The 14,644-nt window shown below is 51.4% G+C and carries 10 protein-coding genes and 1 pseudogene; all 11 read right to left on the bottom strand.

Annotated elements, in window-relative coordinates; translation table 11 throughout:
* Window positions 1–30: 30 nt before the first annotated feature.
* Window positions 31–1,578 carry a hypothetical protein gene (locus EGM51_15950; protein ID QBG48820.1) on the bottom strand — a complete coding sequence of 516 codons (1,548 nt, stop codon included), beginning with the start codon at window positions 1,576–1,578 and terminating at the stop codon, window positions 31–33.
* A 160-nt stretch (window positions 1,579–1,738) separates the two neighbouring features.
* On the bottom strand, window positions 1,739–2,491 hold the full coding sequence (locus tag EGM51_15945) for an SGNH/GDSL hydrolase family protein (protein QBG48819.1): 753 nt from the start codon (window positions 2,489–2,491) through the stop codon (window positions 1,739–1,741).
* Entirely contained in the window at window positions 2,492–2,728 is a 237-nt protein-coding gene (locus EGM51_15940; protein ID QBG48818.1) for a hypothetical protein, read from the bottom strand.
* A 72-nt stretch (window positions 2,729–2,800) separates the two neighbouring features.
* On the bottom strand, window positions 2,801–4,282 hold the full coding sequence (locus EGM51_15935; protein ID QBG48817.1) for a DUF229 domain-containing protein: 1,482 nt from the start codon (window positions 4,280–4,282) through the stop codon (window positions 2,801–2,803).
* Window positions 4,283–4,498: 216 nt separating this feature from the next.
* Window positions 4,499–6,124 carry a sulfatase gene (locus EGM51_15930; GenBank protein QBG48816.1) on the bottom strand — a complete coding sequence of 542 codons (1,626 nt, stop codon included), beginning with the start codon at window positions 6,122–6,124 and terminating at the stop codon, window positions 4,499–4,501.
* 2 nt (window positions 6,125–6,126) lie between these two features.
* Window positions 6,127–7,754: pseudogene (locus tag EGM51_15925) on the bottom strand (sulfatase).
* 20 nt (window positions 7,755–7,774) lie between these two features.
* On the bottom strand, window positions 7,775–9,190 hold the full coding sequence (locus EGM51_15920) for an arylsulfatase (protein QBG48815.1): 1,416 nt from the start codon (window positions 9,188–9,190) through the stop codon (window positions 7,775–7,777).
* 11 nt (window positions 9,191–9,201) lie between these two features.
* Complete coding sequence (locus tag EGM51_15915; protein ID QBG48814.1) at window positions 9,202–10,428, bottom strand: SGNH/GDSL hydrolase family protein; 1,227 nt, start codon at window positions 10,426–10,428, stop codon at window positions 9,202–9,204.
* Window positions 10,429–10,730: 302 nt separating this feature from the next.
* Window positions 10,731–12,338 (bottom strand): arylsulfatase, encoded by a 1,608-nt coding sequence (locus EGM51_15910; protein QBG48813.1) that lies wholly within the window; start codon window positions 12,336–12,338, stop codon window positions 10,731–10,733.
* 3 nt (window positions 12,339–12,341) lie between these two features.
* Complete coding sequence (locus EGM51_15905; protein QBG49332.1) at window positions 12,342–13,082, bottom strand: DUF1080 domain-containing protein; 741 nt, start codon at window positions 13,080–13,082, stop codon at window positions 12,342–12,344.
* Window positions 13,083–13,168: 86 nt separating this feature from the next.
* On the bottom strand, window positions 13,169–14,512 hold the full coding sequence (locus EGM51_15900) for a Gfo/Idh/MocA family oxidoreductase (GenBank protein QBG48812.1): 1,344 nt from the start codon (window positions 14,510–14,512) through the stop codon (window positions 13,169–13,171).
* Window positions 14,513–14,644: the final 132 nt, after the last annotated feature.

Genomic DNA, 14,644 nt, shown 5'->3' with positions numbered 1-14,644 from the left:
CTCCGGAAAACACGCTCCCGGTCCGACCCGTCATTCCCCGGCAGTCCAGGCCGTTCCGCGAACCAGCAGTTTTTTAAACCCATCACTGTTATTGATAAACCAGTCATCATGCCCCAGCAGCAGCGTGAAGCAGCGCCCTTTACCGAATTCTCCGGCCAATGCCGCCGGTTCCCAGTTTCCGGTATACTGCGAAAAGGATTCCGCCAGCACAGTAACACCCGGCTGTACAAACGGTTTAAACCAGAGTTCATCGGTGGTCGTAAAATTTTCCAGCCCCCGGACTGCCGGATGATCCGGCTTCGCAATCCGCACCTCGAATTCGTGCGGCTTTTTATGCCCGGTTCCACCCTTCCAGGTGGCGAGACAGATCTTCTGGTAATCCTCCCAGTCATAAAACGAGGACGATCCGGCATGCACCGCCACGTGGCCGCCGCCGTTCCGCACAAAATCAACATAGGCTTTTTTCAGCTCTTCCGACCACGAAGCCGGTTTGTTTTTTCCGAACGCATTCCAGTTGCTCAGCAGCACATCATAATCCGCAAGAAAGGCCGGCGTCAGTTTTTCCGGATCGGTTACCACATCAACATCAAACCGCCCCGATTCCTCCAGAACGGCTTCCAGCACCGGCGTCGTTTTTTTCCAGTTGTGATTATTCGCCCCGGTCAGAATGACGGCCTTTGTTTTAGTCCACCGATTCCATTCGGCGGCAGCCATTGCGGCATCAGCTTTGCCGGGAAAGACAACAAGAGAATATTTCAGGGTAAGCGATTCTCCGGCTTTGATTACCATCGGGCCATCATGAATAACCGAGGGACTGAAGTAACCCATACCGGGTGAGGTATACCACTTTGTAGGTTGATTGGGATTGGAAGGATGATCCATGAACAGTATCCCGCCTTTTTCAGGCGCGTTAAACAGGATCCACTCAGCAGGCTGATGATGTGTTGCGTTTCCTCTTAATCCTGCACTGCTGATAAACGCCCCCTTTGTCATTTCTCCAGTCATTCGAACTGAATAGCCGGCATAACCTCCATAAGGTTTACCCCCTTCCTCGTGCGGTAACGGGGTGCGGTTTAATTCTACATCGTGGTCCTGTGCTGTGAACGTACTGGACCATTGAATACGGTAAGTACCGTCTGTATCCGGTGGTAAAACGGAAAGCGACCGGAGTTCTTTTAAAACGATTTCATCATTCCATGACGGGGAATAATCAATAGCCAGCCGGAACTGCACTTCATTATTATCTGCAACTTTTCGGACAACCTTCGTAATAATGGTTGCACCCTGGGATTGCCGTGTTTCCCGATTCTCTTCCCAATAGTTTACCCCGTTAATGAATTTCCACGAAAACCAAACTGCGCGATGCCACGGATGATCTTTCGGGCGCAGGTCGGTAAACACTGTTCCATCGGTTGAGACCAGCGGATGGAAATACGGTTTTCCCTCCGCCGGATCGTGATGATATGTCCAGAGTGTTTCTCCGTTCCATTCTGCAGAAACGGCATTCGGCGTTTCAATGATTTCAATCGAAGCCATAGACGACACCACCGTCAGTAAAACAAAAAGCAATATTCTCATACCGGACCCATACTTTTGATGTTTAACGATTATTCCATCAAATTATTCGAAAAAACGAATCCTGTCGTTTTGTTCTCTGCAATGATGGATTTCGAACATTGATCCGGAATACGGATGAGAAAGATACGGAAACGGTTCGTTTCGGCTCATCCGGTCTCCTTCACAGATACCGGAAAATACTGCGGCTCACTTCACGGGCCTGAGCCGCACGCCCTTCGGTCCCGTAGTGAACATTCCCCGGACCCCGCCACCATTCCGTCTGATGCGGAGTGGTGAAACGATAGAGATCATTGACCGCAACTTCCGGAAATTCCTTCAGCACCTCCATTGCGGCTGCATTGTATTTCACAGCATCACCGGAAAATCGACCGTCCGCACCTTCCGGCACCGGTGTGGTTGTGGCAAAAATAAGTTTGGCATCCGGTGCTGTCTCCTGCAGATATCCAATCATTGCGCGAAGATTCTTTTTATACTCGTTGACAGAAGAAACCTGTGTTCCGTTATCGCGGTCGAGCTTTCCGTTTTTAATATACTTCAGATCATGCAGGCCGACGTTGAAATGGATGACATTCCACGCAAAATTCCATGGATCATCCAGCTCCGGATTCTGCATGACGGACTCCATTTTCTGCATTTTCGGAATAAAAGATCCTGAATCCCCGCCGTTGCAATAGATACGGTAGACGTTGGCTTTTCCGGTAAGAAGGTTTCGCACATCCGTTGTATAACCGATAGAAACCGAACCTCCATAGATCAGCACATTAGGCAGCTGCGGAGTATTCTCCACATAGGAAAATTCGGTGCGCCTGCCCATCTTTTCTCCAACAAGATTTTTCCATGCGGATTCCGCAGTTTCCGCCGGGACAGACCGGCACGCCAGTAACAGCAAAACAAACACTATGCTTCTTTGCATTTATTTCAGTCCCGACAGAAAGTGATCGTTATGTTTACGGATTAGCATCGTCATACGCGCTACCACTTCGGGATGTTCTTCAGCGATATTCTCGGTTTCTTTCGGATCCCGGCCAGGATCAAACAGCAGTACGTTCTGTGATTTCCCGTTATTAAAAAGCACCATGCGGTAATACCGATGCAGCCCATATGCCACGACAGCATCCATAAAACTCCCGATTTTCATCTTCACCGGCATTCCGTCTCCGGAACGAATCATGGATTAACGTTCCGGAAAACGACCTGCTTTTCCTGCCGGAACAGAAACCACTCAGCGATAAGAAAGAGCGGCGTTCAGTTTTTTCATAACCTTATCGTTTTTCCCCAGCGGCTCATTATGCGCTTCAACATATCCCTTCAGTTTTTGAGCAAGATGACGGATAACCGCTTTGTACGCAGGATCGCCATACAGATTGTACCGTTCTTCGGGATCCTCGACATTGTCCATCAGCCACGGTCCCGCATTGGTATTATCCAGAATCAGTTTATAACGGGAATCAAAGGCCGCAATCCATCCGCCCATACGGCTGAAGGTAATGTCATCCCAGTTCTTCGGATGATCATTATGAATTAACGGCGTTAAATCTCTTCCAGCCGTTTTCGGCCGATTCTTCACTCCCGCCAGACTCAGAAACGTTTCCATCCAGTCCGTGGCATTGGCCGCCTTGGTGACCCGGGTTCCGGCCGGAACCGCTTTGGGATAATACAGCACAAACGGAATTTTGGCCGATCCCTCATAGGGCACTCCCTTGTTGAGACGATGATGCTCTCCCATCAGATCCCCATGATCAGATGCAAAAAGAATGATGGTATTTTCCAGCAGCCCTTCCGCCTTCAGCTTATTAACAATCCGTCCTACGTTGTCATCAATACACTTCACCATGCCGTAGTACTGCGGATAGATTTCCCGCAGCGTTTGCTCCCCTTTGATCGTAGGATCAGCCGCACGCCATTTGGGATCGTCTTTTCTGATTTCATAGTAGAACGATTCGGGAATTTCGAACTCCACATCCTTGTACATGGAACTATACGGCTCGCGAACCGAGTTCGGTCCATGCGGATCCGGAATACTGCACACATAATAGAACGGACTCGTTTTATGTTCTTCGATAAATTCAATTGTCCGATCCGCCAGCCAGTCCGTGGTAAATGATTTTTCATCGGCCCCATCCACCTGATATGACGGACGTCCTTTAGCATCTCTCGCAGCAACACACGGCACACCGGATTTTTCAAAGCCCATTTTTTTCCAGTGTCCGCGATTGAACATATACCGGTTATCCTGAAAACCGTAGCAGGGTTTCGGCTCCCATCCCGGTTTAGCCTCCCCGCTCAGATGCCATTTGCCGCTGTATCCCGTATGGTAACCGGCCTCGCTGAGAACCGAGGCGATGGTTGGATAACGCTCATCCATCACCATATCATTTCGCGGCATATTCACTGTCTGAGGATACTGTCCCGTAAACATGGAGGAACGGCAGGGCGAACAGACCGGCGAACTGGAATACATCTGCGTAAAAACGGCCCCGTTATCCGCCAGCCAGTCAATGTTCGGCGTTTCGACAACCGTCTCACCCCACGGCCGGGCACGTTTTTCATCCAGCAGTTTCCGATAACAGCCCAACGTTCGGAAATTATGTTCATCTGTAATAATCCAGAGAATATTGGGCTGCCGGGATTTTTCTGCCAGCACTCCTCCGGCAACTGCCGTTGTTCCAACAGCGGCAAATCGAGTAAAATCACGCCTATTCATCCCCGTCTCCTTTATTTAAAAGTCCATGATGCTTCAACATGCGAAAAACGCACTGCCGTACACCCGTTCATAAAACCAACGATGCGGTAACACCGGATTGGTCAAAAAATACCTAGCCAAAGGGCTATAAAAAACCGGCCGGTTTATCGTTTACTTTAGCACCGGCCGGTTAAGCATCCTTTAAATGGACTGAAATTCCATCGGCGTTCTACAGCTTCAGTTTGTATATCCGGGATAATCGTGCGCTGTATCGTAAAGATCAAACGGCTTCATAGCTTCGATAAGCCGGTCGCGCTCTTCGCGGTATTCTTTCGGCACCATTTCCCAGTCGGTAATCTCCGTAAAACTGATGAGATCTGCCGGGTCGGATGAAACATCCCACCAGACTCCATTTCCATCGCGCATCACGTGATGCCCCCGAATAAACTGCTTATCTTTTTTATAGGAATAAATCCATTCGCGGTGATCTTCGGCATCGGTGGTAAGATAGGGCCAGAGACTTTTTCCATTCACCTCGTAATCTTCCGGAATTTCCGTACCGACAAGATCCGCAACCGTGGGATAGACATCGGCCAGGTTAACCAGAATATCCTGCATGCCCTGCTTGGTAAAATTAAAGCCGGGAGCATATACGATAAACGGAACGTGGGTGCCCTTCTGGCGGTCTTCATATCCCTTACCGTACTGGCTGGTTCCGTTATCCGCTGTAATAATCAGCACAGTATTGTTTTCGATACCCAATTCACTGAGTTTTTCGAGATACTGCCAGATCTGATAGTCAATGTAGTTAATGTGCGAATGAATTCCGGGTTCGCTCACGGTGCCATGGGTATCATATACGCCCCGGTCACCGGTAATGCGGGTTTTGACCCGGTGATATTTCGACCCATCCCATTTTGCAATCGGCGTACCCGGCCATTTGTTACCGGATTCCGGATGGAGAAAGTCAAATGCATCGTGCCCCAGATGAGAGGTATGATAGATCAGAAACGGTTTATTCTGGGCATGCTGGCGATCCATGAAATTAAAAATGTGTTCCAGTTCCACATCCGCTCCATAGGTATGCAGGCCAAAGCGTTTCTGCTGTTCCGGCGTAACCGGCCACCAGTCCAGCTTTTTGTCGGAATCCGGATGATACATTACACGCACATGCGGAAAGAAATTCCAGCTGTGCTGCTTGTAGCCGGGATATTCTTTTCCGTCATCCAGATTCCAGATACGTTTCCGTCCGTTTTTCATCAGATCGCGGCCATCGGGACCTTTCTTAAAAACCAGTTTAAAATCGGCATAGGGATTATCCAGATCCTCCCATCGGCCGGGCGTAAAACAGCCTTCATCAAACCCATACCGTTCATAATCACCAACGATCTGGGTTTTGCCGGCCCAGTATGTTCCATACCCCGCCTGCCGGGCCAGATCGCCCATCATGATCGGGCAGGTGATATAGAGCGGAATAACCTCTTTTCTGTTGGTATCCGGATTGATCCAGCGACCGAAATCCCCGTTATGCCACCACTTGTGCAGATGCGCATACCGGCCGGTCATCATCATGGCTCTGCTGGGCGAACAGATCGTGGCGCCCCAGGCGGTTTTAACCGTAACCCCCTCCTCTGCGAGACGCTCCAGAACCGGCGTCTGGGCGCGGTATTTCGGATCCGATGTATTCTTCGCTTTCGGACTGCTCCAGACGGAAGAGCCATAGACCGGAAACTCCCGGGCACTGATGTCATCGGCAAAATAGATGATAATATTGGGTTTCTGCGCCGCCGGTTTCGGATTGCCGACAGCCGGGTTCAATCCCGCAAATATACAGAATGTTAACAGGAGAATTACTTTTTTCATGATTATTTTTCCTCGTATACCTTTCCGGCGACCAGCTTTTTCGGTGCTCTCCGATAGGCTTCCCCGAACTTCGCCTGTTCTTCAAAATAACGTCCGCTCTCGATCAGACGCGGATCCCCGGTTGCCCGGAGTTCGGCCAGCAGTTTCTTTTCCAGGCGATTCACCACTTCGCGATACTCCGGCTGCTGAGCCACATTATTCATCTGATGCGGATCATTCTTCAGATGGTAAAGCTCGATACGCGGCCGCTTCCCGAAGGCCCGCTCAAAATAAGGTCTGCAGGCAGGATCATCACGATGCGTCACCAGCCAGGCTTTTGTCGGCCCGGCATCCATATCGGCAAAAACCGCCTTGCTGTTTCTGTGCAGCTCTACGGCATCCGGCTCATCCGCAGTATCCAGCCGCACGGCATCACCCAGAGGTGAACGGTCGGGCTGGAAATTGATAATAAACAGATAATCCCGGGTACGGATGGCGCGCTGCGGATAGGGCAGGTTTCCCGCCCGGGCGGAGGGCACATGCCGTTCCCGGCCGATATAAACCTGCGTCCGGGACGGGTCGACCCAGCCCGCTTTCTCCGATTCCAGTACAGGCCATAACGATTTCGCCGTCATCACTTCCGGCACCTCCACGTTACCGGCCTCCAGAAACGTCGGGGCCAGATCCGGCAGTGAAACAAAGTCCTCCACCAGCCGTCCTCCTTTGATCCCCGGCCCGGCCAGAACCAGCGGAACGCGGGAACCGAAATCGTAGAGATTACACTTTCCCTGCGGAAATCCGGGGGCACCGTGATCGCCCGAAACCGCAATAATCGTACGATCATATTCCCCTGTTTTTTTCAGTTCATCAATCAGTACGCCGATCGCCATGTCAAAAGCCATCGCCTGCCCGAAATAATCCGTCAGATCCTCCCGCACTTCCGGAACATCGGGCAGGTACGGCGGCATTTTTCCTTTCAGTGCATCCGGATCAAGTCCCCACTGGGCCGCTCCGGAACCTTTAACCCAGGAACGGTGTGTGGTTGTGGGACCAAACCAGAAACAGAATGGTTTACCCTCTTCGCGGGCATCCAGAAAACCCCGGAAGTTACGGCGGACCTGAGCCATCACTGCCGCTTTGGCTTCATCGGCCGGCCTGCCCTTTTTTAAAGCGGCGGCAACCGGATAGGAAATGTTACAGATCGACCGCCCTGCATTATTGTATTTGTTCCGCTCCCCCCGTACGGTGCATCCGCCGGAGCACCCGGCCCCCAGACCTTATTGGAAAATCCGATATGATATCCCGCCTGCTCCAGCAGCAGGGGATAGGACGGAATTGAATCATCCCAGGCTCCCGTAAGAACCGCTCCCGTACGCGTCCGCCAGAAATGCTGCCCGGAAAGCAGGGAACTGCGGCAGGGCGTACAGGACGGTGAACTGACATAGGCATGATTAAACAGCACGCCTTCCCGGGCCAGCCGATCAAAATTCGGTGTTCTGATGACATCGTTCATCGTTCCCGGACCATCAACCTCGGCATAAATACCCGCATGCCGCCCCCAGTCATCCGCAAAAAGGAAAAGAATGTTGGGCCGGTCATCGGCCAGCACCGATACCGCTCCCAGCAAAAGCGTTATACATATTTTCTTCATCAGAATTCCCTGTTTGCGGTCTATTTGATGGTTGCATCAAACTGCACCATTCTCCTTTTCAGCACCTCGACCTTTTCCGGATATCTGCTGTAGAGATTATGCGTTTCAAAGGGGTCATCCTTCAGGTTAAAGAGCATCGGTTTAAACTGGCGTGGTTTTACATTTTTTCTGAATTTCGAAAGATCCCGATCGCCTTTATAAAGAAACTTCCAGTCGCCCACCCGGATTCCGTCCATATCCGGCAGATTGGCTTCATAATAATAAATTTCATTACGCGGGGATTCGGCGGTTTTCCCCGAAAGCAGTCCTCGAACATCATATCCATCATAAATGCGGTCTTCCGGCAGAGCCGCCCCGGCATACCCGGCAATGGTCGGAAAAAGATCCAGCGTCGATACCATTTCATCACACACCGCGCCGGCCGGAACCTCTCCGGGAGCCCAGATGACGGTCGGCACCCGTAGTCCGCCTTCAAACGTCAGAAATTTTTTTCCCCGTAGCGGCCCTGCGGAACCGGCCTCCGGGCCACCCTGACCTGCCGGCCCGTTATCCGAGGTATAGATGACCCATGTACTATGATCCAGCCCCGTTTCTCTCAAGGCCCGAACCACTTCCCCTACACTCCAGTCAATTTCATGAATACAGTCGCTGTATTTATCCGGCCCCGATCCCTGAAAGCGCTCGGATGAATACTGCGGCCGGTGCGGCATAGAATGCGCCAGATAGAGAAAAAACGGTTTATCCTTATTCTCATGAATAAATGCGACGGCCTCTTCGGTATAACGCCGCGTAAGCGTGGTCTGATCAACGGGATATTCGACCACTTCATTGCCCCGCATCAACGGCATGGTGCCTTTCATTTTCTGATAGTTTTTAAGGTATTGTTCCAGATCCTCCTGAAGCATCTCCGGCGTATACCCGTTATTCAGCTTAATATCAGAGGTCATCTTCAGCTCTGCCGAAATGGTCATATCGTTGCTGTATGGAAGTCCGAAAAAAGAATCGAAGCCCTGATTCAACGGCAGATACTTCTGCATATGCCCCAAATGCCATTTCCCGACAATTCCGGTAACATATCCGTTTTCTTTCAGCAGCTCCGCCAGCGTAATCTCCGAAGGCGGCATCCCTTCCGAACCACGGTACGGCGACAGAACCCGCGGTGCTCCGGCCCGTTTCGGAACCCGCCCGGTCAGCAGTCCGGCCCGTGACGGCGTGCAGACCGACGACGCCGTATAAAACTGCGTCATCCGCATCCCTTCGCGGGCCAGCTGATCAATATTCGGCGACCTGATCCGTTTTGATCCGAAACAGCTCAGATCTTCATACCCCTGATCATCCGCCAGAATGATGATGAAATTTTTCGGCACCCCAGCAGCGCCCAGTGCAAGACCGATACATAAAGCAACAAACCCTTTTTTGTGTATTGAAATTTTCATGTCCCGCTCCGTTAATGTCCGGCATCCGAATCTGATGCAATTAAGACCTGTCCAAGCCGGCAGGATTTTCCTTCGGCTAGTCGAATCACGCTTACCGTTGAGCGGTGCGCCCCCGGTTCAATCTCTTTCATAAACGTATATTTTGACTGTTCGCGCCCTGTACGGGAAGCCAGATCAACGCGTACGGCGGGACCGTCATCGGTGATCACTTCCAGCACCACCTCGCCTTTACCCTGCAGCACAGCCGAAAAACCCAGCATGAACCCGTTCCATTCCAACGAGAACGAATCCCCGATCCGATCGGTTTCAACCGCGGCTCCAAACTGGGGCCTCACACCATCGTTTTTATCGGTCAGATCCGCATGGATATCCACGTACTCACTCAGGTCCACCGACTTCCACGTTCCGCTGAATTCAGCAGCTGTTATCGGCAGCATGTACGCATTTGAAAATGGTTTTTCATTCAATGGGGCGGGAATGATATTGGGACCGGTAATTCCGTGATTTTCGATCTTCTTTAAAGAACGGATGAGCACATCGCGATAGATGTCGTGCCCGGCTTCAATCGGATGCGTTCCGTCTTTGGAAAAGAGGATTTTACCCGCTTCCGGTTTTTTGCCCTGAAAAATAAGCGTTCCTTCGTTGAGCTGCTCAACGACTTCGAGACCGAACTCGATGGAGGTGATTCCATAATGGTTGGCGACCGGCTCCATAAACTTCCCGGCCTTGGTCTGCCTTCCTTCCTGAATCTCCGCAATCATGCCTTTTGCAATGGTGTATACGATACAGATTTCCGTATTCGGATTGTTTCGCCAGATCTGCGGAATCATGCCTTCCAACGCCCGGCCCTGATAAGCTCCGCCGTTGTTGACCCGAAACTCAATGAAAACGATGTCCGGGTTGTGAACCAGCAGATGTTCCCGAATGCGGCACGCCCCGAAATCCGGCCCGGTACCACCCATCGCCGCATTCACCTGACTGATATTTGCCTTCGGATATTCCGCCTTCAGCCAGTCCAGCAGCTTATTTCTCCACATTCCACCGTTCGTGATACTTCCGCCGATATACCCGACCTTCACATTCTCCCCGGCTTTCAGTTTTCTGAAAAAGTTGGGAAGGCCGTCCCGTACGCGAAGTTCTTCTGTTTTTAACGGATCATAACCATAACGTGTTTCCGCCATGAGTTGACTCACTCCGAACATCACCACCAGACTGGCTGATATCAATTTCTGAAACATTTATTACTCCTGGCCTATAATGCAGGCCTTTTTCTGCTTGTATTCAAATGATTCAATACGACTTTTTTTCTCAGGCTTCACGATCCCGTCTTCCAGTTTCTGACGCACGTTTTCCCTCAACAGTTATTTGTTCCTGACCCAACTCATCCGCCGGGTCGTTGTACCGCGTTCCGATTGTATAGTGTTTATCATTTTGTCTAATGACGGTTCAGGTCGACCCGCTGATATCAGCAATGAAGAGCAGATAGCTGCCGGCGTTTGGCACAGTTCAATTATCTTCTGCCGATCCGATATAGATTTAATCACTTCTTCCCCCACTTGTTGTTCCAAAGCCTGGAAAGTTCCGCAACGCGTTCCGGATGCTGTCCGGCAATGTCGTCTGTTTCGGTTCGGTTTTTCGTCAAATCATAGAGTTCCCATTTCCCACCCTTGTCCTTTACGAGTTTATAATCGCCCTTAACAACAGCTGCTGTTCCGGCATGCCGGAAGAAGTAGGTATGATCACGCGGCACCGGTTCCCCGTTCAGAACCGGAACCAGCGACTTGCTGTCAGGCTGCATAAGCTTCGTTCCGTTGAATGTTTTCGGATAATCAACTCCGGCGAGTTCCAGACAGGTCGCCATCATATCAACCACATGACCACGCTGCCTGCTAATGGAACCGGCTTGAACTTTCAGTCCGGCCGGCCAGTGCATGATGGCCGGCGTCAACACGCCGCCATTATGAACATTCTTTTTGTAGCGGCGCATCGGCGTATTCTGCGCGTTGGCCCAATAGGGGCCCACCGCACTGAAGGTTAACGGGCTGCCCATTTTTGCCCTGAAATCTTCCCCCTCAGCCAGGGTTTCTCCACGCGCTTCGGCTTTCGCCAGAATATAAGAGGAGGAACCGCCCGATTTTGGAATCTCAGCACAGGCCCCGTTATCATTCAAAAATACAATCAACGTATTCTCAAACTGATCGGTACGCTTCAGCGCGTCCACTATACGCCCGACGTTCCGGTCCATGATATCGACCATGGCCGCATAAATGGCCATCTGGCGCGCATACCATTCTTTATGTTCTACCTCCTCCCATTTCGGAACCTCGGGTTCCATCGGCGGGAGCGGGTAGCGTTCGGCATCGATGATGCCCATCTGCAGCATGCGCGCATACCGTTCGTTACGCAGCACCTCCCAGCCGTCGTTATATCGGTTGATATATTTCTGAACAACAGCCTCCGGCGCATGCATCGGCCAGTGCGGTGCGGTGAATGCAATATACTGAAAGAACGGGCAATCTGTTACAGCAAACTTTTCAATCTGACGTACCGCCTCTTCGCCGATACGATCCGTATAATAGAAGTCTTCTCCGGCTGTGATTGCCTGATCGTTACGGGTTAATGTATGAGGGTCATAATACGAACCCGCCCCCGACAGCGTTCCGAAAAAGTCGTCAAACCCACGTTGGAAAGGTGCATTCGGACCGCCCGGCCCTTCCGATTTATCAGACGCATGCCATTTTCCGACCATGCCGGTTTCATAACCCGCTGTTTTCAGCAGCTGTGCAATCGTTACGTTTTTCGGACCTCGAAACCATTCGATATAGCATCCGCTCATTAACGCTGAACGGGAAACCCAACAACGGGAACAGTTGTAAAACTCCGAAAAACGCAATCCCTCAGCAGCCAGCAAATCCAGCGCAGGCGTTTCTATTTCTCCGCCATAACAACCCAAATCCGAATACCCCATGTCATCCGTTAAAATGATAAGAATATTCGGCTTCGCATTTACACCAAAAGAACTGGAAACAAAAAAACCGAGCCACGACAGCCACAAAACACACGAACGCTTAAAATAGTGCCCGAAACGTTTCGATGTGCAACCTACAGCTCTACGACTACAACTTTCGATCCTCAACTCACTCTTCATTTTCTACAGTTCCCGCACCCAGATATTCCGAAAGCGGACTTTCTGTCCATGATCCTGCAGACGAAGCGGCATTTCTGCGGCATGCGGCCGGTAATAAGGAGCTCTTCCGAAGGTGTTCGGTCCATAGAGCTCCGTATGGTTCTGAATTAGAACCCCGTTGTGAAATACAGTCACATAGGCCGGCGTTACCAGCTGTTTTCCCTTGAATACCGGAGCTTTGAAAACAATATCATAACTCTGCCATTCGCCGGGCTTTTTCGCCGCATTGACCAAGGCCGGAAACTGCCCGTAAACCGCCCCGGCCATCCCATCGGGATAAACCGGATTTTCCCACGAATCGTGAATCTGGATTTCATACTGATTCATCAGAAAAACCCCGCTGTTTCCAAGACCATGCGGTTTGGCCCCGTTTTTTTCGGGAACCATCCATTCAAGATGCAGCTGTATATCCCCGAAGGACTGTCGGGTCAGAATATTTCCGGCTTTAGGAACCACTTCCATATAACCGTTTTCCACTTTCCATTTCGCGGGTCCGCCCTCTTTTGATTCCCAGGCGTCCAGGCTGGTTCCATCGAAAAGTACAATCGCATCAGAAGGAGCCGCCGAATCGGTTATTCCCGCCTGTACCTTAGGCGGTTGCGGACGTGTGGTATCATGTACACGCCAACCACTCGGAAGCATCGGCTGCTCCTCAGCCAACAGGCTGCCCGATACCATCAAAACGCTCACTGCCGTCGCAGCAATAGAATCTCTCATTACTCAATCCTTTCTTTTTCGCAAATTCAACCACGGAAGCACGCCCCGCCTCAGGGCGTGCTTTAAACGGTTAATTACGCTTTTTTCCAAAGATCCACGCCAACATCCCAGCCTTTGCGAACCGGTTGTTTGACGTACCGATTGAGCGAAGCATCCCTGAACGTCATGCTTTCAGGATCCCAGTCACATTGTTTTCCGGTACGGCGGGCAATACCCCCCAGACAACAAAGTTCCGTCAGCGGTGCAGCATAGTCAAAGTCGGAACCAACCTTCGGCCCGCCTTTAATCGCATTGAACAGCTCGGTCACCGGACTCTTGGATTTCAGGCGCGGAATCGTAGGTTCCGGCAGTTCGGTTTTCCGGAAGCTGTACCAGTCTTTCCGGCTCATCAGAATCACCGGATTTTCCGCACGGATACCGGGATGATAGATCGTACGCTTGGTCCCTTTAATCAGAATACCTTCATTCGGTAGTTCGGAGCCATAATCAAAATCTTCCGGCCTTTCGGGTTTCAGACCGCCTTCATACCACTTAACCGTCAGAGGCACATGTTTTCCGCGGGCCGGATAGTTGAACTGCACAATACCTTTCGGCCCCGTAACCTGATCATGAAAAATCTTCGCCTCAGCCTTGACCGAAACCGGTCCCGTCAAATCGCAGGCCCAGTAAACGGAATCCAGCAGATGACAACCGATATCGCCCATCGCTGAATTTCCGTAATCCCACCACGCACGCCATTTATTCGGCAGATAGCATTCGTTATAATCCCGGTGAGGAACCGGCCCCTGCCAGTTTTCCCAATCCAGCGTTTCCGGAACCGGCTGTGGCGGACGCGGAAAAGGCCCGGTCGGGGTTCCCCAGCCGGGATACGGACGCACCGTCCAGGCCTCCACTTCAACCACATCCCCCAGCAGTCCGGCATCAATCCACTCTTTGATCTGACGGATCCCGTCAAAGCAGCGGCCCTGGTTACCCATGATATTTTTCACCGCATATTTCTGTGCGGCTTTCTGCAGCGTTCGCGCCTGCCAGATATCATGCGTCAGCGGTTTTTGAGTGAAGACATGCAGCCCGCGTTCCATCGCCGCCAATGTTGCCGCGAAATGCGTATGATCCGGAGTAGATACCAGCACCACATCCAGCTCTTTGTAATGCTTATCCAGCATTTCGCGAAAATCCCTGTAGCGCGGAACGTTCGGATACTTTTCATAGGAGGGTGCCGCACGGGTATCATCAACATCGGCAAATGCGACAATATTCTGATGCCCGCAGGCCCCGACACACATCCGCCCCATACCGCCTGCACCGATAATGCCGCAATTCAGCTTTTCATTTGCACCCAGCACCCGTCCGGGAATCAGTGATCCCGCAGTAAGTGCCGCCCCGGAAAACAGCCCAGCTCGTCTCGTCAAATTCATCTTGGTCTCCTTAATCAGCCCGCCCGGAAAATCCGGACGGTTCTCCAGAAAAGAGCAGACTACCCGGATAGCGAATCCCGGCAATCAGCCAAAAGAAATAGACCGATGAACCATGTACGGAACCGGAGCATG

This window comes from Verrucomicrobia bacterium S94 (genome assembly GCA_004299845.1).
Taxonomy (GTDB): domain Bacteria; phylum Verrucomicrobiota; class Kiritimatiellia; order Kiritimatiellales; family Pontiellaceae; genus Pontiella.
Note: the sequence above shows the minus strand (reverse complement) of the source record. Positions and strands in the feature narration are given on the sequence as shown.